19 protein-coding genes are annotated in these 20,717 nt (G+C 72.7%); 9 read left to right on the top strand and 10 right to left on the bottom strand.

Translation table 11 applies throughout. The features are described from left to right. Positions 1-97: 97 nt before the first annotated feature. Together ACFQUV_RS12125 and ACFQUV_RS12130 are read right to left on the bottom strand one after the other, a co-directional pair. Entirely contained in the window at positions 98-1,906 is a 1,809-nt protein-coding gene (locus tag ACFQUV_RS12125) for a tetratricopeptide repeat protein (protein WP_244601620.1), read from the bottom strand. 683 nt (positions 1,907-2,589) lie between these two features. Further along, positions 2,590-4,257 (bottom strand): electron transfer flavoprotein-ubiquinone oxidoreductase, encoded by a 1,668-nt coding sequence (locus ACFQUV_RS12130; RefSeq protein WP_165363987.1) that lies wholly within the window; start codon positions 4,255-4,257, stop codon positions 2,590-2,592. A 306-nt stretch (positions 4,258-4,563) separates the two neighbouring features. Here ACFQUV_RS12130 and ACFQUV_RS12135 point away from each other — a divergent pair, with 306 nt between their 5' ends. Next, the gene (locus ACFQUV_RS12135; protein ID WP_129609639.1) at positions 4,564-5,475 is read left to right on the top strand and encodes a uracil-DNA glycosylase; all 912 of its coding nucleotides are present in this window, start codon (positions 4,564-4,566) and stop codon (positions 5,473-5,475) included. Between the two features lie 85 nt (positions 5,476-5,560). On the opposite strand, the gene ACFQUV_RS12140 is transcribed toward ACFQUV_RS12135, so the two are convergent. Then, the gene (locus ACFQUV_RS12140) at positions 5,561-6,031 is read right to left on the bottom strand and encodes a hypothetical protein (protein WP_111387103.1); all 471 of its coding nucleotides are present in this window, start codon (positions 6,029-6,031) and stop codon (positions 5,561-5,563) included. A 148-nt stretch (positions 6,032-6,179) separates the two neighbouring features. Next, positions 6,180-6,935, bottom strand: coding sequence for a 16S rRNA (uracil(1498)-N(3))-methyltransferase (locus ACFQUV_RS12145; RefSeq protein WP_129609640.1), 756 nt, complete (start codon positions 6,933-6,935; stop codon positions 6,180-6,182). A 246-nt stretch (positions 6,936-7,181) separates the two neighbouring features. On the opposite strand from ACFQUV_RS12145, the gene ACFQUV_RS12150 reads away from it, so the two are divergent. After that, complete coding sequence (locus ACFQUV_RS12150; RefSeq protein ID WP_129609641.1) at positions 7,182-7,940, top strand: hypothetical protein; 759 nt, start codon at positions 7,182-7,184, stop codon at positions 7,938-7,940. Next, positions 7,937-8,860 (top strand): 4-hydroxybenzoate octaprenyltransferase, encoded by a 924-nt coding sequence (gene ubiA / locus ACFQUV_RS12155; RefSeq protein WP_129609642.1) that lies wholly within the window; start codon positions 7,937-7,939, stop codon positions 8,858-8,860. The genes ACFQUV_RS12150 and ubiA overlap by 4 nt, the downstream gene beginning before the upstream one ends. A gap of 39 nt (positions 8,861-8,899) precedes the next feature. Here ubiA and ACFQUV_RS12160 read toward each other — a convergent pair whose 3' ends face one another. Continuing rightward, complete coding sequence (locus ACFQUV_RS12160) at positions 8,900-9,475, bottom strand: DUF6101 family protein (protein ID WP_129609643.1); 576 nt, start codon at positions 9,473-9,475, stop codon at positions 8,900-8,902. Between the two features lie 324 nt (positions 9,476-9,799). Here ACFQUV_RS12160 and ACFQUV_RS12165 point away from each other — a divergent pair, with 324 nt between their 5' ends. From ACFQUV_RS12165 to lpxK, 4 genes are all read left to right on the top strand, one after another. After that, positions 9,800-11,152, top strand: a complete 1,353-nt coding sequence (locus ACFQUV_RS12165; RefSeq protein ID WP_129609644.1) for a TldD/PmbA family protein — start codon at positions 9,800-9,802, stop codon at positions 11,150-11,152. Then, on the top strand, positions 11,139-11,981 hold the full coding sequence (locus ACFQUV_RS12170) for a 3'(2'),5'-bisphosphate nucleotidase CysQ (protein WP_129609645.1): 843 nt from the start codon (positions 11,139-11,141) through the stop codon (positions 11,979-11,981). The genes ACFQUV_RS12165 and ACFQUV_RS12170 overlap by 14 nt, the downstream gene beginning before the upstream one ends. Before the next feature lie 230 nt (positions 11,982-12,211). Next, entirely contained in the window at positions 12,212-13,516 is a 1,305-nt protein-coding gene (locus ACFQUV_RS12175) for a 3-deoxy-D-manno-octulosonic acid transferase (protein ID WP_129609646.1), read from the top strand. Further along, positions 13,509-14,513 carry a tetraacyldisaccharide 4'-kinase gene (lpxK, locus tag ACFQUV_RS12180; protein ID WP_129609647.1) on the top strand — a complete coding sequence of 335 codons (1,005 nt, stop codon included), beginning with the start codon at positions 13,509-13,511 and terminating at the stop codon, positions 14,511-14,513. Before ACFQUV_RS12175 ends, lpxK begins: the two co-directional genes overlap by 8 nt. Before the next feature lie 27 nt (positions 14,514-14,540). Here lpxK and ACFQUV_RS12185 read toward each other — a convergent pair whose 3' ends face one another. The 3 genes from ACFQUV_RS12185 to ACFQUV_RS12195 all read right to left on the bottom strand — a co-directional run bounded on the left by ACFQUV_RS12185 (position 14,541) and on the right by ACFQUV_RS12195 (position 17,925). After that, the gene (locus tag ACFQUV_RS12185) at positions 14,541-14,771 is read right to left on the bottom strand and encodes a DUF2093 domain-containing protein (RefSeq protein WP_111388800.1); all 231 of its coding nucleotides are present in this window, start codon (positions 14,769-14,771) and stop codon (positions 14,541-14,543) included. Between the two features lie 169 nt (positions 14,772-14,940). After that, positions 14,941-16,584 (bottom strand): exodeoxyribonuclease VII large subunit, encoded by a 1,644-nt coding sequence (gene xseA, locus ACFQUV_RS12190; RefSeq protein WP_129609648.1) that lies wholly within the window; start codon positions 16,582-16,584, stop codon positions 14,941-14,943. Between the two features lie 198 nt (positions 16,585-16,782). Next, a complete protein-coding gene (locus ACFQUV_RS12195; protein ID WP_111388608.1) occupies positions 16,783-17,925 on the bottom strand; it encodes a carbohydrate kinase family protein in 1,143 nt (380 codons plus the stop codon). Here ACFQUV_RS12195 and ACFQUV_RS12200 point away from each other — a divergent pair. Both ACFQUV_RS12200 and ACFQUV_RS12205 read left to right on the top strand, forming a co-directional pair. After that, on the top strand, positions 17,876-18,250 hold the full coding sequence (locus ACFQUV_RS12200) for a hypothetical protein (RefSeq protein WP_129609649.1): 375 nt from the start codon (positions 17,876-17,878) through the stop codon (positions 18,248-18,250). The two genes, ACFQUV_RS12195 and ACFQUV_RS12200, sit on opposite strands and share 50 nt — an antisense overlap. 92 nt (positions 18,251-18,342) lie before the next feature. Next, entirely contained in the window at positions 18,343-19,239 is an 897-nt protein-coding gene (locus ACFQUV_RS12205) for an EamA family transporter (RefSeq protein WP_129609650.1), read from the top strand. A 43-nt stretch (positions 19,240-19,282) separates the two neighbouring features. On the opposite strand, the gene ACFQUV_RS12210 is transcribed toward ACFQUV_RS12205, so the two are convergent. Next, on the bottom strand, positions 19,283-19,822 hold the full coding sequence (locus ACFQUV_RS12210; RefSeq protein WP_129609651.1) for a DUF1178 family protein: 540 nt from the start codon (positions 19,820-19,822) through the stop codon (positions 19,283-19,285). Continuing rightward, positions 19,819-20,709 (bottom strand): carbon-nitrogen hydrolase family protein, encoded by an 891-nt coding sequence (locus ACFQUV_RS12215; protein ID WP_111387620.1) that lies wholly within the window; start codon positions 20,707-20,709, stop codon positions 19,819-19,821. The genes ACFQUV_RS12210 and ACFQUV_RS12215 overlap by 4 nt, the downstream gene beginning before the upstream one ends. Positions 20,710-20,717: the final 8 nt, after the last annotated feature.

Below are 20,717 nucleotides of genomic sequence, written 5' to 3' on the forward strand. Positions count from 1 at the left end.
TATCAGCAGCCGGGTCCGGCGACGGCAGCCGGCGAGATGGGTCGCCGGGTCGAGCCCGGCGATGGCGCCAGGGAAGCAGGATCGCAGCCGACGGCGCTCAGCCGCCGCCCTGCCCGGCGCCCTGGCCGGCCGGCTTCGGCTTGTCGGCCTCGGCCGCGGTCGACGGCTCCTCGGCCAGCCCGACCTTCAGCTTCTGCTCGATCTTGGCGAGCTCGTCCGGCTCCGGCTTGAGGTCCTTGGCGTGGGTCCACTGGAACTTGGCTTCGAGCTGGCGGCCGACCTTCCAGTACGCATCGCCGAGATGATCGTTGATGGTCGGGTCCATCGGCTTCAGCTCGACGGCGCGTTCCAGATGCTTGATCGCCTCGTCGTAGTTGCCGATGCGGTAGTAGGCCCAGCCGAGCGAGTCGACGATGTAGCCATCGTCCGGACGCTGATCGACCGCCTTGCGGATCAGCCGCATGCCCTCGTCGAGATTGACGTGCTGATCGATCCACGAATAGCCGAGATAGTTGAGAACGTGCGGCTGGTCCGGATACAGCTCCAGCGCCTTCTTCAGATCCGCCTCAGCCTTCGCCCACTGCTTCGACCGCTCGTGGCAGATGCCGCGGAAGTAGAACACCATCCAGTTCGGCCGGGTCGGGTTCTTGATCAGGTCGATGGCCTTGCCGTAGACGTCGGCGCACTCCTCGTACTTCTTGCGGTCCCGCAGGATGTTGCCGAGCGCCATGACGGCTTCGAGATCGTCGCCGTGGGTGGCGATCAGCTTGCCGAGCTGGGCGCGCGCCTCGTCGGTGCGGTCGAGCGAGTCGAGATTGAGCGACATCTGGATGTCGGCATTGCGCCGCAGCGGCGACTCGGCCGGCACCCGCGAATACACCGTGATGGCCAGCTCCGGCTTCTTCATCGCCTCGTAGAGATCGGCGAGGGAGAGCAGCGCCAGCGCGTGATGCGGGTCGAGATAGAGGGCGAGCTGGAGATAGGCGAGGCCGCGATTGGCCAGGCTCAGCTCCTCCTCGCGGCGAGCCAGCGCGGCGCCGAGCCCATACAGCGCCTCGGCGGCGCCGACCCCGGTGCTCTCCACCATGCGGGGCAGCGGCTCGCCGCGCTTCACCTGCTCGATGGCGGCGCGGATCAGCGGATGGCGCGGCAGCGCCGCATCGAAGGTCTCGAACACCTTCAGGGCCTCGTCGCGCTGGCCGTTGCGCGACAGCCAGCCGCCCCACGCCTGCACGACACGGAGCGCCGAGGAGTCGAGCTTGTAGGCGCGCTCGAAGCGCTTGCCGGCCTCCTTGCGATTGCCGGTGAGGTCGTAGATCAGCCCGGTGTGCAGATCCTTGAAGATGCCGTACCAGTCCGGCCCTTGCAGCCGGTCGATGGCGTCGACGGCGCCCTTGACGTCGCCGGCGCCCTGCTGGGCCCAGCCGGCCAGCAGGGTGGCGATGAGATCGCTCACCGGGCCGCGCGCCGCCTGGCCGAGCTGGTTGCGGGACTGGCCGTACTGCCGCTGCTTGAGGGCGCGCACGCCGAGCACCAGCCGCACATTCGGGTTGCGGGCGTTGCGGTCCGATTGCAGCAGCCGCTCGCCGATCTTCACCGCCTCGTCGATGTCGCCGTCGGCGAGCACCGCGTAGAAGGCGTATTCGAGCAGCTCGGCGTTCTTCGGATCACCCTTGAGGGCCGATCGGTAATAGGCCGAGGCCGAGGCCGAGTCGCGGCCCACATTGGCGTGGCGTGCCGCCAGATAGTCGCCCGCCAGGCTGCTGCGTGACGGCTCGCGCATCGCCTCGCGCGGAGAGACGGCCGCCGTGGTCGAGGTCTGGGCGGCGAGCCCGCCGGGCAGGCCGGCGATCAGAACGAGGGTGGCGGCGTACGCCGCGGCGTGGAAGGCCAGCCTACGTCTCACGGCTCGATGTTCTCCAACTGGACGGGTCCCGTCACCGGCGAGAGCGCCGGCGCCCGCTATCGTTCGTCCCCGTTCCGGGCGCCGACATCGGCTCGGCATCGGCGCACCCGTCTCCGGGGATTCGTGTCGGACGTCCCGGCAGGCCACTGGCGCGGCCGCCGGTCCCGGCGCGGCGACCGCGAGCCGCGCGCCACGGACGGCCGACAATGACGGGTTTGCCGGTCGGCCGCAAGGGAGGCGCCGCCGCGCGACGCCGATGCTGCGCGAATTCGCGTGAGATCACGGCTATTTGGCGGCACCCACAGGGCGCCCGCGTGGCGCCGGGGGGCGCACCGGGTGGCGCACCGGGTGGCGCTGGCGGTGGCGAACCGCCCCCGCTGCCGGCCCGCATGATACCGTGAAAGAGCATGTCGTGAGGCCTCGTGCCCCGGACGCGGCGCGCAGTGCCGCGAGCCGGGGCCCAGAGCCGCGAACTCCGTGATCGCCGCCCCTGGGTCCCGGGTCTCCGGCGCGTCGCGCCTCCGCCCGGGACACGCACCTCCGTTGTGGCCGGCACGAGGCATATGCTCGGGCCGGCCGAAGGCCGGACCCGAGTGCCGGGCATGGCGATTCGACGTATGAGTCTGCCCGCAAGGCCGCCGCCCGGCGCCCCGGACGAGGCCCTGTCACATGCGAGGCTCGGGTCACATGCTCGGGTAGACCGGGCCGCCGCCGCCCTCCGGCGCCACCCAGGTGATGTTGCCGTTGGGATCCTTGATGTCGCACGTCTTGCAGTGGACGCAGTTCTGCGCGTTGATCTGGAAGCGCACCCGCGACTGCGGCCCGTCGTCCTCTCGCACCCACTCGTAGACCCCGGCCGGGCAGTAGCGTCCCGACGGACCGTCGAACACGTCGTGCTCCGACGCCTTCTGGAGTCCCGGATCGGCGAGCACGAGGTGCACCGGCTGGTCCTCCTCGTGGTTGGTGTTGGAGAGGTAGACCGACGACAGCCGGTCGAAGGTGAGGACGCCGTCGGGCTTCGGATAGGCGATCGGCCGGCAGCTCGCCGCCGGCTTCAGGCAGGCCGAATCGGGCTTGCCGTGGCGGCGGGTGCCGAACAGCGAGAAGCCGAGCGTGTTGGTCCACATGTCGACGCCGCCGAGCCCGATGCCGATGGCGGTGCCGAACTGCGACCACAGCGGCTTGGCGTTGCGGACCTTCCACAGGTCCTTGCCGATGTCGGAGCCGCGCCAGGCATTCTCGTAGTCGGCGAGCTCGTCGCCGGCACGGCCGGCCGCCAGCGCCGCGGCGGTGTGCTCGGCCGCCAGCATGCCGGACAGCATGGCGTTGTGGGTGCCCTTGATGCGCGGCACGTTGAGGAAGCCGGCGTCGTCGCCGATCAGCGCGCCGCCCGGGAAGGCGACCTTGGGCACCGACTGCCAGCCGCCCTCGGTGATGGCGCGGGCGCCGTAGCCGATGCGCTTGCCGCCCGCGAAGGTGTCGCGCACCAGGGGATGCGTCTTGAAGCGCTGGAACTCCTCGAACGGCGACAGATACGGATTCTCGTAGTTGAGATGCAGCACGAAGCCGACCGCCACGAGGTTGTCGCCGTAATGATACAGGAACGAGCCGCCGCCGGTCTTGTTGTCGAGCGGCCAGCCGAACGTGTGCTGCACCAAGCCGGGCCGATGCCGCTCCGGCGCCACCTGCCACAGCTCCTTGATGCCGATGCCGAACTTCGGCGGCTCGCGATCGCGGTCGAGGCCGTAGCGGGCGATCAGCCGCTTGCCGAGATGGCCGCGCGCGCCCTCGGCGAACAGCGTGTATTTTCCGCGCAATTCCATGCCGCGCGTAAAAGTGTCCTTGGGCTGGCCGTCGCGGCCCACCCCCATGTCGCCGGTGGCGACGCCGACCACCTCGCCGTTGTCGCCGAACAGCACCTCGGCGGCCGCGAAGCCCGGATAGATCTCGACACCGAGCGCCTCAGCCTTGCCGGCGAGCCACTTGCAGACGTCGCCGAGCGACACGATGAAGGCGCCGTGATTGCTCATCAGCGGCGGCATGAAGGCGTTCGGCAGCTTCAGCGCCCGCTGGCCGAACAGCATGTAGAAGCGATCCTCGGTGACGGGGGTGCGGATCGGCGTGTCCTCCTCGCGCCAGCCCGGCAGCAGCCGGTCGATGGCGATCGGATCGATGCAGGCCCCGGACAGGATGTGGGCGCCGACCTCGGCGCCCTTCTCGACCACCACCACGGACGCATCGGGCGAGAGCTGCTTGAGGCGGATCGCGGCGGCGAGGCCGGCCGGCCCGCCACCGACGATCACCACGTCGAACTCCATCGCCTCGCGGTCCGGCAACTCTGCGTCCATCACGTCACCCTGGTTCGATCGACAAGGCCGCGCCCCCGCGGCGGCGGCTCACAAAGGCAGACTGGGCGCCTCGGCACCCTGCGACAATTGGAAGCTGCGTTGCGACGCGCTCGCCGCCACCCGTCGGCGACCGTGCCGCGTCGCCCCGCGCACCGCACACGCAGCGGTATTCCACCACAGAGCGCTGGCCACGGGCCGGCTCCTTGATCTTCCGCAAATGCCGCCGATGCAAGCGCATCACCGACGCATGCGCTCCCCCTCGCGCGTCCCGCGCCATACCGGGCCGCGATCTGCTATAGGCTGGCCGTGATGAGCGGTGATCGAACGAGCCCCGATGCCGGCCTGGACGCGGTCCGTGGCCTCCTCGCGTTCTACCTGGACGCGGGCGTCGACGCCCTGCTGGTCGAGACCCCGCAGGACCGGCTGCGCCCCGACGACCTGGCGTCGGCAGCGACCGCGGCGCCGATGCCGGTCGCCCCCGCGACCCCGCCCCGCGAGGCGGGCGCCGAAGCCGTCGCCCGGCCGCCGCGCGGCGAGCGCGCCGCGACCGGCCGCGGCGATCTCCTCGCCGCCATGCCCGGCGCCGCACCCGCGACACCCGACGACGCCGTGATGGCGGCCCGCACGGCCGCCCGCGGCGCCGCCACGCTCGAGGAGCTGGCCGCCATCCTGGCCGGCTTCGAGGGCTGCCCGCTGAAGGCGACCGCCACCAGGCTGTGCTTCGCCGACGGCCGCCCGGGCGCCCCGGTGATGTTCGTCGGCGAGGCGCCGGGCCGCGACGAGGACCTGGAGGGCCTGCCGTTCGTCGGACGCTCCGGCAAGCTGCTCGACCGCATGATGGCGGCGATCGGGCTCGCCCGCAGCGACACCTACATCGCCAACGTGGTGCCGTGGCGCCCGCCCGGCAACCGCACGCCGACGCCGCTGGAGACGCAGATCTGCCTGCCGTTCATCCAGCGCCAGATCGAGCTCGCCGACCCCGACGTGCTGGTCTGCCTGGGCGCACCTGCGGCCCAGACGCTGATCGGCACCCGCGAGGGCATCATGAAGACCCGCGGGCGGTGGTTCACGTACCACACCGGGCGGCGCGAGATCCGCGCCATCGCCACGCTGCACCCCGCCTATCTGCTGCGCCAGCCGCTGGCCAAGCGGCTCGCCTGGCGCGACTTCCTCGCCATCAAGGCCGCCCTGGCGGCGGCCCGTCCGGGGGCGCCGACCTGAATCGGCCGCTGTATGGAATCGAAAAGGCGGCGGCCCGCGGCCACCGCCTTCCGGATTGCATCAAGGATTCTGGAGCAGCGTGCCGTCAGGGCCGCGCCATCTTGCAGGACGGGTTGAAGGCCCAGTTGCGATCGAGGCCGACCACGCACCACTCGACCCCGAAGGTCGAGCCGATCATCCCGGTATCCTCGGCGATCGAGTAGTGGATGGTGCGGTAATGGCCGTCGTTGGTGAGCACCCGGCCGCTACAGAAGCGGCGCGGAATGGTGCCCGACGCCCACGGCATGAACGAGACCTCGTGCAGGCGGTCGAAGCCGACGATCTTCAGGTCCGAGTTCCAGAAGCGATATTCCTTCTGGCCGAAGCGATCCTGAATCTTCATCAGCGGAGCGGGCTCGTCGCACAGCGGCACCACCGCGTCGTAGCGCGGGCCGGACAGCCAGAAGTTCAGCTCCAGCGGGTTCGCGGCCCGGCTCTCGCCGGCGACCACACAAGCGAGCGCCGCGAGCGCAACAGCTGTCAAAGTTCGCGCGAGCGTCCGCGACGTGGCGTGCATGATCCACCCCCAGTTCTTCCGGCGGACGGTGCCGTGCCGCTCCGCGGGGGTCAAGGGCGACCCGGCCCCCGGACGCACGAAGGCGGCGAGGTGTGGCCCGGCTGCACTGCCTGGTCCGACGGCGGCCGGGCCGCCGCGAGTGGGCTCGTCACCGCCAGTCGCCGAGCACCGCCTGGACGAGAGCGAGCGCCGCCACTGCGGCAGTGTCGGCGCGCAGGATGCGCGGCCCGAGGGCGAGGCGGACGACCCCGTCGCGCCGGGTCAGCGCCTCCCGCTCCTCCTCCGAGAAGCCGCCCTCCGGGCCGATCAGCACGGCGAGCGGCGGCACCGCGCCGCCGACCGGGCGCACCGCGGCGAGCGCCGCGAGCGGATCGGCGACCGGCGCGTCCTCGTCGCAGAACACCAGGCAGCGGCCCGCCCCCAGGGCGTCGAGCGCCCGGGCGAGCGGCTGCGGCTCGTCGACCTCCGGCAGCGCCAGGATGCCGCACTGCTCGGCCGCCTCCACCACATTGGCGCGCAGCCGCCCCGTGTTCACCCGCTCGGCCTGGGTGTGGCGGGTCATCACCGGGACGAGCCGCGATGCGCCCATCTCCACCGCCTTCTGGACCAGGTAGTCGAGCCGCGCCCGCTTGAGCGGCGCGAACAGGTAGTGCAGATCGCCGGGCGGGGGCTGCGGCCGGGTCGGCGCCGCGACATCGAGCGCGATCGCGCGCCGCCCCTCCTCGGCGACGGCGGCCCGCCACTCGCCGTCGCGGCCGTTGAACACCAGCACCGGATCGCCGGGGTCGAGGCGGAGCACGTCGCGCAGGTAATGCTGCTGTGGCGCCGTGAGCGGCACCCGCCTGCCGGCCGCCAGCGGTGCCTCCACATGCAATCGCGGGCTGCGGAACTCGTAGCGCGCCATTCCCCTCATCTCCTCCCCAGCCCCGGGGCTCCTACCCGGATGGTCCGGCCACGCCACTACGAACCACGACGTGGCGCTCGCGACGTAGCGGACGCGACCGTGGAACCGACATCGCCGAGGTGCTACCAAGCCCGTGACGACACGGCGGAAAGGGCCGCGAATCGCCCCCTTGTCGCCGGATTTCCCGTCTCTTGTAGAGCGGATCTCGTAGAGCGGAACCACGAACCCGGACAGGGGGGACACGACATGCGGACGACGCGACCCGGACGATCGGCGGCCCGCGCGGCACGGCATCTGGGAGTCGGCGTCCCGGTCACCCTCGTGGTCGGTCTCCTCGCCGGGGCCGCGATGGCGCAGACGGCCCCGTGGCCGGCGAGCCCGCCGGCCGCCAGCGGCGGCGGCGCGCCGTGGCCCTCCGATCCGCCCGCTCAGGCCGGAGCCGGCGGCTCCGCGCCGTGGCCCGCGAGCCCGCCTCGCGCCGGGATGGGGGCGCCGCCCGGCCCGATGGGTGCCGCCCCGATGGGGGCCGGCCCGATGACCCCGGTGCCGCCGCGCGCCGGCGGGCCCGGCGGTCCTGCCGGCGCCGGTGGCGCCCCGCCCTGCATGGAGGAGTTCACCAAGCTTCAGGCCGAGACCGACAAGCGCGGCAAGGCCGCCAAGGCCGGCGTCGAGAAGAAGGTGCCGCGCGAGGAGATGTGCAAGCTGCTCACCAGCTTCGCCACCGCCATCGGCAACTGGGCCAAGTATGTGCGCCAGAACGCCGCGAGCTGCGGCATCCCGGCCAACGTGGCCGAGCAGCTCAAGACCGGCCACACCAACATCTCCAAGAACGCCAAGCAGGCCTGTGCGGCCGGCCCGGTCGGCGCCGGACCCGGCCCGGCGGCGCCGCCCAGCCTCAGCGAGGCGCTCGGCACCGCCCGCGCCCCGGTGGCCGGATCGACCGGCGGATCGCGGCCGAGCACGGGCACGTTCGACACCCTCACCGGAAGCTCGCTCGCCCGATGAACACCGCCGAGGGTCGCGTCGCCGACTCGGTCGGCAACTGGGTCGACCGCACCGCCCCGTCCGCCTTCAAGCCCTATCTGCGTCTGTCGCGGTTCGATCGCCCGATCGGCGCCTGGCTGCTGCTGCTGCCGTGCTGGTGGTCGGCGGGCCTCGCGGCGGTCGCGGCCGGCGCGCCGCTGCCCAACGTCTGGCACCTCGTGCTGTTCTTCGTCGGCGCCTTCGTGATGCGCGGCGCCGGCTGCACCTGGAACGACATCGCCGACCACGACATCGACAAGCGCGTCGAGCGCACCCGCTCGCGGCCGCTCGCCGCCGGTCAGGTGACGCTGTCGCAGGCGCTCGCCTGGGCGATCCTGCAATCGCTCGTCGGCTTCGTGGTGCTGGTGCAGTTCAACAGCTTCGCGATCGCCACCGGCATCGCCTCGCTCGGCATCGTGGCGCTCTATCCGTTCATGAAGCGCTTCACCTACTGGCCGCAGAGCGTGCTCGGCCTCGCCTTCTCGTGGGGCGCCCTGATGGGCTGGGCCGCCGCGTTCGGACGGCTCGATGTCGCGCCGGTGCTGCTCTATCTCGGCGCCATCGCCTGGGTGATCGCCTACGACACCATCTACGCCCATCAGGATCGCGACGACGACCTGTTCGCCGGCGTCAAGTCGACCGCCCTGTTGTTCGGGTCACGCACCCGGCCGATCGTCGCGGCGTTCTACGGCGCCGCGGTGCTGCTGATCGGCACGGCCGGCTTGCTCGCCGGCGGCGGCCTGCCGTTCTGGCTCGGGCTCGCCGCCTTCGCGACGCATCTCGGCTGGCAGGTGACGACGCTGGACATCGGCGACGCGCCGCGCTGCCTCAAGCTGTTCCGCTCGAACCGCGACGCCGGCCTGCTGCTGTTCGCCGGGCTGGTGGTCGACGCGATGCTGTGAGGTCACGGCACCGCCCCGTGGCGGAGCGGCGAAAGTCCGTCAGCTCCGCGCGATGATCTCGCGCTCGTCCTTGATCACCCGCGGGCGCGCCGGCATGCGGCCGGGCTTGCGGCGCATCAGGATCGAGGCGCGGCGACGCTTCACCGGCCCGCAGCGGCGGCGGCGGAGCTGCGGTGCCCCGACGCGCACCGAGCCGAGCCGCGGAAACGGCTCGCGTAGCACGCCGTCCGGATCGGCGATCAGGAGCGGCAGGCCGAGCACCTTGGCCCAGAGCTGCCATTCGGCGATGGCCTCGGTGCCGTCGTCGGCAATGTAGAGCGGCACCGACAGCGCCGGGTCGCGATGCGACAGGACGATGGCGACCGCGCCGTCGTCGTTGTCGCCCGGCGGCACCACGTTCAAGGTGACGCCGAGGAAATGGTCGAGCGGCAGCGCCATCGCCATGCGCATGCCGGACACCGTCCGTCGCAACACCACCCGGTCGCGGCCGAGTTCGACATCGCGCAAGCGCGTGTCGGTCGCCGTGTCGGCGGTGGTGAAGCGGATCGGAAGAGCGAAGGGGTCGAGCCGGGCATGCCGGCTCGACCCGGAGGGCGTGACCCCACCGGCACTCATTTGACGCCTCGCTGATTGCAGCTTCCCTGTTCGGACTCTGTCGGCCCGATCTTTCCTGGGAGACTAGCGCCGATGGTTTGGTTTCGTCTTAAAAGCGCTGGTTAATCGGGGGTTTCGCTAATCCTTCGAAGCACATGCTTGACGAGCCGTTGCCGAAGCCGTTCTCATTGTCGTGGCTTCGCGGCGGCGGCGAGACGTGGGTCCGCATCCTCCCCCGGCCTGTCGCCTTGATCGCGGCGGCCGTTCGCCCCATCTCGTGTCTCGTCCGCTCGTGTCTCGTCCGCTCGCGGCCGCCGTCTCTCGCACTCGAAAGCGCAAGCTCGCATGTCCTCCCTGTTCGATCAGTCCGCGCTCGTCGATCTCGCCGAGCGTCTCGTCGCCGCCGCCCGCAAGGCCGGCGCGGATGCCGCCGATGCGATCGCCACCCGCGGCGTCTCGCTGTCGGTCGACGTGCGCGACGGCACCGTCGAGGAGTCGACCCGTGCCGAGGACGACGAGGTCGGGCTGCGCGTGCTGATCGGCCGCCGCCAGGCGGTGGTGTCGACCAACGATCTGGTGCGCGAGAGCGTCGCGGCGCTCGCCGAGCGCGCTGTCGCGATGGCGCGCGTCGCTCCCGAGGACCCCTATGCGGGGCTCGCCGATCCGGCGCTGCTGGCCAAGCAAATTCCCGATCTCGATCTCGTCGACCACGTCATTCCCGAGGTGAGCGAGCTGGAGCGCCGCGCCGTCGCGGCCGAGGCGGCGGCGCTCGCGGTCGACGGCGTCACCAAGTCGGGCGGCGCCTCGGCGTCGGCCGGCATCGGCGGCCTGGTGCTGATCACCTCGACCGGCTTCACCGGCGTCTATGTGGGCTCGCGCCACTCCGTCTCGATGCAGGCGATCGCCGGCGAGGGCACCGGCATGGAGCGCGACTACGATTGGTCGTCGACGGTTCATGCCGCCGATCTCGACGATCCCGAGGAGATCGGCCGCTCCGCCGGCGAGCGCGCCGTCAAGCGCCTGTCGCCCCGCAAGGTGCCGACCCGCAAGGTGCCGGTGGTGTTCGATCCGCGCGTCGCCGGCTCGCTCGTCTCGCATCTCGTTTCCGCCCTCAACGGCGCCTCGGTGGCGCGCAAGACCAGCCTGCTGCGCGACCGTCTCGGCCAGCGCGTGTTCGCGCCCGGCATCCGCATCGTCGACGATCCGCTGCGCCGGCGCGGCCTGCGCTCGCATCCGTTCGATGCCGAGGGCGTCGCCGGCAAGCCGCTGGCACTGGTCGAGGACGGCGTCGTCACCACTTGGCTGCTCGACTGCGCGACGGCACGCGAGCTCGGCATGACGACCACCGGCCACGCCCAGCGCGGCGTCTCGTCGACGCCCTCGCCGAGCGCCTCCAACGTCCATCTCGAGCCCGGCCCCGACACGCCCGCCGCGCTGATCGGCGACATCGCCGAGGGGCTCTACGTCACCGATCTGATCGGCATGGGCGTCAACATGGTGACCGGCGACTACAGCCGCGGCGCCTCCGGCTTCTGGATCGAGAACGGCACGCCGACCTATCCGGTCAGCGAGATCACCATCGCGGGCAACTTGCTCGACATCTTCGGCACGCTGCGCCCGGCCAACGATCTCACGTTCCGCTATGGCATCAACGCGCCCACCGTGCGGGTGGAGGGCCTGACCGTTGCGGGCCTCTGACACCATCGATCACGCGGCGCTGGTGCTGCAACTCGCCGACGTGGTGCGCGAGGCCGGGGCTGGCGCGCTGCAACGAACCCGGCGTCCGATCCGGAGCTGGTTCAAGACCGAGGGCGACGGCTCGCCGGTGTCGGAGATCGACCTCGCCGTCGACCGCCTGCTGAAGGAGCGTCTCGGCGCGCTGCTGCCCGGCTGCGGCTGGCTGTCCGAAGAGACCGAGGACGATCCGGCGCGGCTCGCCTGCGAGCGGCTGTGGGTGGTCGACCCGATCGACGGCACCCGCGGCCTGCTCGCCGGCAAGCCCGACTGGACCGTCTCGGTGGCGCTGGTCGAGCGCGGACGCCCGGTGGTCGCCGCCCTGTTCGCGCCGGTGAGCGACGAGATGTTCCTGGCGGTCGCCGGCCGCGGCGCCACCCGCAACGGCACGCCGATCAGCGTGACGCGCGGCCCGGCGAGCGGTGCCGCGGATGCGCCCGAGATGCTGGCCGGCGCCCGCGTGGCCGGTCCGCAGCGCCTGCTGGAACGGCTCGCCGCCACCGTGCCCGGCCTGCTGCCGCAGCCCAAGGTCCACTCGCTGGCGCTGCGTCTCGCGCGGGTGGCCGAGGGCCGCATCGACGTCGCGCTCGCCTCGCGTCACGCGCACGACTGGGACCTTGCGGCGGCCGACCTTTTGGTGCACGAAGCCTCCGGAACGCTGACGACGGTCTCGGGTGAAGCCATCCGGTACAACCGTCCGGTGCCGACCCACGAGGCGCTCGTCGCGGCCGATCCGGCGCGACACCGGGTGGTGAGCGAGATCGTCGCGACATTGACGCGAGCAGCCCGCTGACGACGCGGGCGCCGCCCGCGTGATGCGCACGGCCCGCCGCCGGCGCCCTGTCCCGACCGTCCACGCGCTCCGTCACCTCGTCCGGCCCGCTCGGCGCCGGACGTGTCGCACCGGCCGTCCCGGCCGTCTCATGCCGGCCGCACTCGGCGGCCATCCTGCGGTGACCACCATCCCTCGGACAGCCTCCGACGGTCGCCGCGCCACACGCCTCACCACAGGAGACGGCGGTCTTGGTCGAACGATTGCCGTTCACCTTCACGGCCTACCGGCTCGCTACCCGGGCGGCCACGCCGTTCGCGCGCTACCTGCTCGGCCGCCGGCTGCGCCGCGGCAAGGAGCATCCCACCCGCCTGCCGGAGCGGCGCGGTGAGCCCGGCGTGCCGCGCCCGGACGGCCCGCTCGTCTGGGTCCATGGCGCCAGTGTCGGCGAGTTCGTCGCGGCGCTGCCGGTGGTCGAGCGCCTGCGGGCGCGGGGCGTCGCCGTGCTGGTCACCACTGGCACCGTGACGTCGGCCGAGCTGGCGGCACGGCGGTTGCCGGAGGGCGCCATCCATCAGTTCGTGCCGCTCGACGCGCCCGCCTATGTGGGCCGCTTCCTCGATCACTGGCGGCCCGATCTCGGCCTGTTCGTCGAATCCGACCTGTGGCCGAACCTGATCCTCGCCGCCGCCGAGCGCCGCGTGCCGCTGATCCTCGTCAACGGCCGCCTGTCGGAGCGCTCCTACGAGAAGTGGCAGCGCGCCCCCGCCACCATCGAGACGCTGCTGTCGCGCTTCGACCTCTGCCTGGTGCGCTCGCCCGAGGATGCCCAGCGCTTCGGTGCCCTGGGGGCGCCGCGTCTCGGCGTCACCGGCAATCTCAAGCTCGACGTGCCGGCGCTGCCGGTCGATCCCGCCCGCTTCGCCGAGCTGCGCGGCGCGCTCGCCGGCCGCCCGCTGGTGGCTGCCGCCTCGACCCATGGGGGCGAGGAGGCCGCGCTGCTCGCGGTGCACCGCAAGCTCCGTCTCGAGTTTCCGCGCCTCCTCACCGTGATCGCGCCGCGTCATCCGGAGCGCGGCGCCGAGATCGCCGCGATGGCGGCCACCGCCGGCCTGGAGGCGGCGCGGCGGTCGCAGGGCGCGCTGCCCAACGCCGCCACCGAGATCTACGTGGCCGACACGCTCGGCGAATTGGGGCTCCTGTACCGGGTCGCCCCGGTGGTGTTCATGGGCGGCTCGCTGATCCCGCATGGCGGGCAGAACCCGATCGAGCCGGTGAAGCTCGGCGCCGCCGTGCTGCACGGGCCGCATGTAAAGAACTTCGCCGACATCTACGCCGCGCTCGACGGAGCCGGCGGAGCCAAGGCGGTCGCCGACGCCGAGGATCTCGCCGCCGCGCTGACCGTGCTGCTCGCCGACGGCGAGGCCCGCGCCACCCTTGCGGCGGCCGGCGAGCGCACCGTGCAGATCCTCGCCGGCGCGGTCGATCGCACCATGGCGGCGCTGGAGCCGTATCTCGTCCAGATCCGGCTGGAGGGCCGCACGGGCGATGCGTGAGCCGGCCTTCTGGTGGCGCGAGCCGGGGCTCGCGGCGGGCCTGATGGCGCCGCTCGCGGCCGCCTATGGGGCCATCGCGGCGGCGCGGCTGCGCCGGCCCGGCAGCACGGTACGGGTGCCGGTGATCTGCGTCGGCAACCTGACGGTCGGCGGCGCCGGCAAGACCCCGACCGCCATCGCCATCGCCCGCATGCTGCTCGGCGCCGGGCTGCGCCCGGTGTTCCTCACCCGCGGCTACAAGGGGCGGCTCGCCGGGCCGCTGCGGGTGGCGGCGGACGCGGCGGCCGCCGATGTCGGCGACGAGCCGCTGCTGCTCGCCCGCGTCGCCCCCACCGTGGTGGCGCGCGACCGCCTGGCCGGAGCCGAGCGGGCGATCGCCGAGGGGGCCGGTGTGATCGTCATGGACGACGGGCTTCAGAACCCGACGCTGGTGAAGTCCGTCGCCCTCGTGGTGCTGGACGGCCGCCGCGCCGCCGGCAACGCCCGGGTGCTGCCGGCCGGGCCGCTGCGGCTGCCGCTCGACACCCAGCTCGACCGCGCCCATGCGCTCCTGGTGATCGGCGATCCCTCGCCGGCGGCTCTCGACATCGTGGCGGCGGTGCGCGCGCGCGGCCTGCCGGTGCTGTCGGGACGGCTGGCGCCGGACCCGGCCGCCGTCGCCGGCCTGCGCGGCCAGCGCCTCCTCGCCTATGCGGGGATCGCCGATCCGGACAAGTTCTTCGCCATGCTGGCCGCGTTGCGGCTGCGCGTCGAGGAGACGGTGGCGTTCCCGGATCACCACCGCTACGGCGGTGGCGACGTCGCCCGGCTGCTGACGGCGGCCCGCGAGCGGTCGCTCACCCTCGTGACCACCGAGAAGGATCTGTGCCGGATGCAGGGCGACCCGCGGCTCGACCGACTGGCGGGCCTCAGCCTCGCACTGCCGGTCGGGCTCGTCCTGGACGAGCCGGCGGCGCTGCGCCGCCTCCTGGCGGAGCGGACGGGGCTGCGGCTGTAAGCCCCCGTTTTCAGACTTCGACGGGGTTCAGCCGGCCGGCTTGACGCGGTCCGGGTGCAGACGCTGGAGCACCGCCTCGGGCCCCGCATAGGCCTCCTGGCGCTCGGCGCTCCAGTACTTCAGCTCCTCGAGCGGGATCGGCACGCCGGTGACGGCGCAGCGCACGAAGGCGCCCGCCCGCAGCACCCGGAAATCGGCATCGAGATAACGGATCTCCGCCTCGCCCGTCTGCGGGGAGCGAAAATCGAAGCGGTTCAGCACGTCGTACCTCCGGCGCAAAGTCGCGTCGGCGCGGCGCGCGGACCGCCGGCCGGCAATGTCGAAGCATCCGGCCAATGTAGTCGCTCGCAGCCGGGGACGAAACCCTGGTCGATGCGCTCGCGTCGACGTGACCCCGCGGGCGTGGCGCAGGCGGCGCCGCGGCGGCTCAGAACAGCGAGCCCTGGCCGCTCTCCGGGTCCCGCCGCCGCGCCGCGCGGGCGGGCTTCGGCCGCTCGGCCGGGGGCATCGTCGGCACCCGGGCGGGAGCCGTCCCCACGGCACCGGGTCCGGGCGGCGCTGCACCGCTCCCCTCGCCGGCGACCGCGGCGACCCGCCCGTCGGCGAATTCGAGGCTGAGCCGCAGGCCGGGCGGCACCGCGGCGGCGCTGCGCAGCGGCCGGTCGTCCGGACCGCGCACCAGCGCGAAGCCGCGCGCCAGCACGCCCGTGTAGGACAGCGCCGCGAGCAGCTGACCGGCGCGGGCCAGGCGGGCGCGGCGCTCGGCCACGAGGTGGTGGGAGGCCCGCGCGGCCCGAGCGCCGAGGGCGGCGACGCGCTCCCGGTCGCGGGCGATGCCGAGGCGCTGGGCCGCCAGCGCGGCCCGCAGCGCCGCACCGAGCCGCCCCGACACGGCCGTGAAGCGGTCGCGGCGGCGCTCCGTCCCCACCCGCAGGCAGCGCGCCGCGCGCTCGCCGAGCCCCCGCACCCGCTCGCCCTCGCGCTCCAGGCGGTTGCGCAGAACCAGCGGCGTCAGACGGCCCGCCACCCGCGAGAAGTCGCCGCGATGGCGGTGGGTGCCGGCGAGGAGCGCCCGCGGCAGCCGGCCGGCGGCGCCGTCCAGCTTTTGGCGCGCCGTGGCGAGGAGCCCATCGGCCGACGGCAGCGCCCGGGCGGCCGAGCGCAGGGCGACGCGGCGGTGCTCCTGGCTGCGGAGCCAGCAGGCGAGCCCGCGGCGGCCGAGCCCGGCGACCCGCTCCAGCAGCTCGGCGCGCACCGGAACCGCCATCTCGGCGGCGGCCGTCGGGGTCGGCGCCCGCACGTCGGCGGCGAAGTCGATCAGGGTGACGTCGGTCTCGTGGCCGACCGCGGCGATCAGCGCGATGCCGCTGTCGGCCGCCGCCCGCACCACGATCTCCTCGTTGAAGGCCCACAGGTCCTCGATGGAGCCGCCGCCACGGGCGACGATCAGGAGGTCGGGGCGCGGGATCGGGCCGCCCGGGGCGAGCGCGTTGAAGCCGCGGATGGCGGCGGCGATCTCCTCGGCCGCCCCCTCGCCCTGCACCCGCACCGGCCACACCAGCACGGGCCGCGGGAAGCGGTCGGCGAGCCGATGCAGGATATCGCGGATGACGGCGCCGGTCGGCGAGGTGACGACGCCGATCACCCCCGGCAGGGCCGGCAGGAGCTGCTTCCTGGCCGGATCGAACAGCCCTTCGGCGGCGAGCGCCTGCTTGCGCTGCTCGAGCAGCGCCATCAGGGCGCCGAGCCCGGCCGGCTCCAGGCTGTCGATGACGATCTGATAGGTCGAGCGGCCCGGATAGGTGGTGAGCCGCCCGGTGGCGATCACCTCCAGCCCCTCCTCCGGCTTGATCCGCATGCGCCCATAGGCGGTGCGCCACACCACCGCATCGAGCCGGGCGCTCTCGTCCTTGAGGCAGAAATAGGCGTGGCCGGAGGAGTGGACGCCGCGGAAGCCCGAGATCTCGCCGCGCACCCGCACCTGGCCGTAGGCGTCCTCGACGGTGCGCTTGAGCGCCGCCGACAGCTCCGAGACGCTCCATTCGGGAATGTTGAGGCGAGGCTCGTCCATGCCGGCGTTCTGTTCTTTTGCTCTTCTCGCCTCGCCCCGCCAGCGGGGAGAGGTCGACACGCCGAGCCCGCGAGGCGTGTCGGATGAGCGGCGTTTCGGCTCGAGCCGAAACGCCGCTCGCCCTCATCCCAACCTTCTCCCCGCAGGCAGGGAGACGGAGCCCGGGCGCCGTGCACGGCGCACCGCTGCGGTCCTGGCCTACTCGGCCGCCATCTCGCCGACGCGCTCGTCCTCGGGCGTCTCGAAATGCAGCGGCCAGCGGCGGGTGACGAACTGCGGCGCCAGCGCCTGGATGCGCCGCTCCAGCTCGTCGCGCTTCAGGAGGCCGGTCTGGGTGTCGACCACGCCGACCACCGAGGCGGCATTGATGGTGGCCGCCTTGAGGGCGTCGAGCGGCGCGAAGCCGAGAGCCTCGTAGGCCGTGTAGGTCGACGTGAAGGCGTCACCCGCCCCGGCCGTGCCGGCGACCGGGCACTCCACCGAGGGGCAGAACACGATCTCGTCCGGGGTGGCCACATAGGCGCCGCGCTTGCCGTCGGTGAGCAGCACCCGCTTCACCCCGAGGCTGGTCAGGGCGCGGAAAAACGCCACCACGCTCATGTCGAAGCCGCCGCCGGACAGCGGGCGGCGATCGATGTCGGGCCGCTCCTCGTCGGGCGCCAGCGGCAGCTTGGGGCCGCCCTCGCCGAACTGGGCGATCAGGCTCGGCACCAGGGTGGAGGCTTCGCTGCGATTCAGCGCCACGATGTCGACCATGCGCAGCGCGTCCTGGAACGGGCCGGCGCGGGCCGAGAGCTGCCGCACGCCAGGATTGGTAGCCACCAGGGCGCCCTGCGCCTTGGCCCGGCGCACCAGCTCGGGGAAGCGCTCGGCCGACTTGCCGCTCAGCGACGTGATGTACACGACGTCGACCGCGAAGGCGTTGTCGTGCAGGTCCTGCGTCTCCAGCATGGTGTTGGCGCCGCGGAACGTGAACACCGCGGCGTTGCGGTCATGCGACGAGATCAGCACCGAGGCGCCGGTCGGGGCGCGCGGGTCGCGCAGCGCCCAGCGGGTCGAGACCCCTTCGTGCTCGAGCGTCGTGAGAATCGTCTCGGCGCGGCTGTCCTGGCCGAGCTTGATCAGGGTGGAGACGTCGAAGCCGAGCCGCGACATCGACACCGCCGCATTGACGGCGCCGCCACCGATATGGGTCGAGATCTCCAGCGCCTCGGTCTTGCGGCCCTCCTCCATCAGCAGGAAGGACGAGTCCGCGTTCGACATCGCCATGCGCTCGATGCGCGAGCTCTCGATGATCGCGATGGTGTCGATCATCGCGCCGCCGATCGTCAGGGCCTTCATCGCATCCCTCCTGCTGCACGTCCTCGCGGACGAGACGGAGCACACCATGGGGGCGCCGGCGGCCCACCGCCTCGGCTTCGCCTTCCGCGGCGCGATTCGTCAAGGCGCCCGGCCTCGATCCGAACGGCTCGCCCGGCGGCCGATCGACGCCCGGCCTTCCGGAACCGCCACCCTGCATCCGTCGTCCGCGCTCGCACCCGGTCGCACGATACCCCGGCCTATGAGATATAACGGTTCGGCCTTTCCTGCACCAGCACCCGCGGGCCTCGCGGGCGGACAGGTTGCCGCTGCGCGATCGACGCCGCCGCGCAGTGCCTCGTCGTGACGGCCCCGGCGGCGGGGGCCGGCCGCGGAGGCGCCGTGTCGGGTGATACCGGGTGGTCGAGTGTGTCCGCCTTGAACCTGTCCGGATGGGACATGTCGGAGTGGACGATCTGGCCGTGGGCGGCGTTCACGGTGGCGGCGGCCGCCGCCCAGACGGTGCGCAACGCCGCCCAGCGCCAGCTCACCCGGACGCTCGGCACCACCGGCGCCACCCATGTGCGCTTCCTGTTCGGCGTGCCGTTCGCGGTCGTGTTCCTGGCCGCCATCGTGCTCGCCACCGGCACGGCGCCGCCGCGCCCGCCGCTCGCCTTCTGGCCGTGGGTGACCACCGGGGCCCTGACCCAGATCGCCGCCACCGCCATGATGCTCGCCGCCATGGGGGAACGATCGTTCCTGGTGGTGATCGCCTACACCAAGACCGAGCCGATCCAGGTGGCGCTGTTCGGCCTCGCCGTGCTGGGCGATCCGATCACCCTGGCGGTGGGGGCGGCGATCGCGGTGGCGACCACCGGCGTGGTGACGATGTCGCTGCGGCCTGGCCAGGAGGCCGGCGGCGCCCGGCCGGTGGCGCTGGGAATCGGCGCGGCGGCCTGCTTCGCCGTCTCGGCGGTGGCGTTCCGTGGTGCCATCCTCAGCCTCGACGCCGGCTATTTGACGGCGGCGGGCACCACCCTGTGCATCGCGCTGGCGCTCCAGGCGCTGCTGCTGTCGGTGTGGCTCGCGGTGCGCGACCGCACCGTGCTGGTGGCGGTGCTGCGGGCGTGGCGGCCGTCGCTGCTGGCCGGCTTCATGGGGGCGCTCGCCTCCCAGCTCTGGTTCCTCGGCTTCGCCCTCACGACGGCTGCCAATGTGCGCACCCTGGCCCTGGTGGAGGTGCTGTTCGCCCAGGGGGTGAGCCGTTTCGTCTTCGGCCAGCGGACGACCGCCCGCGAGCTGATCGGCGTCGTGCTGATCGTCGTCGGCGTGGTGATGCTGCTGTGGGCCCAATGAGGCGCACCGCCGGGCACGGCGTCCCGCGGCGCCCGCAGACCGATCAGTTCCGCTCGTCCGGCAGCATCGGCAGCGGATGGAACGCGATGCCTTCGTCGAGCATCGCCTTCACCTCGTCGGACGACGCCTCGCCATAGATCGAGCGGTGCTCGGTCTCGCCGTAGTGCATCCGCCGGGCCTCGTCGGGGAAGCGCGGGCCGACATGCTCGGCGTTGGCGACGAGATGGTCGCGCAGCTCCTTGAGCTTGCGCCGCAGCTCGACCTCCTGGGGCGACATCAGGGCAACGGGCGCGCGAGCCTCGCCGGCCGCCTCGGCCACCGTCTCGCCGGAGCCGGCCTGTGCTGATCCGGCCTGCGGGAGTCCAGCCCGCTCCACCGCTGCACGATCCAGCACCGGGTGATCGGGCGCCGACTTGGACGACCGACCGAGCCGCGGCGTCATCAGCGCCTTCTCGACCCGGACGTCACCGCACACCGGGCAGGTGACGAGCCCGCGCCTCGCCTGATCGTCATAGTCTGACGAGTTGCGGAACCAGCTCTCGAACGCATGCCCATCCGCGCATGCGAGCGCATAACGGATCATTTCGCCTCGTGCAGTGCGTGCAGACGCACGGCCGCGGCCGTCGGCTCGACCAGCTCGAAGCGGCGCCCGTGCTGCAACGACGGGATGCGGCTGCGCGCCGCCGTGACGGCGGCCGGATCGATCTCGGCCATGACGAAGCCGGGCTGGGTGCCGTGCTCGGCGATCACCACGCCCCACGGGTCGACCACCAGGGAGCGCCCGAAGGTCTCGCGGCCGCTCTCGTGCAGGCCGCCCTGGGCGGCGGCGAAGATGTAGCAGCCGTTCTCGATGGCGCGCGCCCGCATCAGCACATGCCAATGGGCCTCGCCGGTCTGCCGGGTGAAGGCGGCCGGGATCGCCAGGAACGAGCTGCCCGCCTCGGCCAGCGCCCGGTACAGCGCCGGGAAGCGCAGGTCGTAGCAGATCGACAGGCCGAGACGGCCCCACGGCAGGTCCGCCACCACGGCGCGGTCGCCCGGCTGGAACATCCGCGACTCGCGATAGCTCTCGCCGCCCGGCAGGTCGACGTCGAACATGTGGATCTTGTCGTAGGTGGCGACCACCTCGCCGTCCGGATCGATCAGGAAGGTCCGGTTGGCGGCGAGATCGGGGCCGACCTTGACGGCGAGCGAGCCGATATGGAGCCACAGGCGATGGCGGCGCGCGGTGTCACGCAACGCCGCGAGGCCGGGGTCGCTCTCCTCGGGGGCGACCAGCTCGAGCAGCCGGGCCCGGTCGCTCTCCATCAGATTGGTCATCTCGGGCGTCTGCACATAGTGCGCGCCGCGCTCCTTGGCCTTGCCGATGAGCTTGATGGCCGCATCGATGTTGGCGCTCGGCCGCCGGCCCGACTGGAGCTGGACCAGGGCCACCCGGAAGGTCGAATTCTCTCGGAGCTGAAACGTCATCAGTGAAC

Origin of the sequence: Rhodoplanes sp. P11, from assembly GCF_964266735.1 — a bacterium.
GTDB lineage: Bacteria > Pseudomonadota > Alphaproteobacteria > Rhizobiales > Xanthobacteraceae > Rhodoplanes > Rhodoplanes serenus.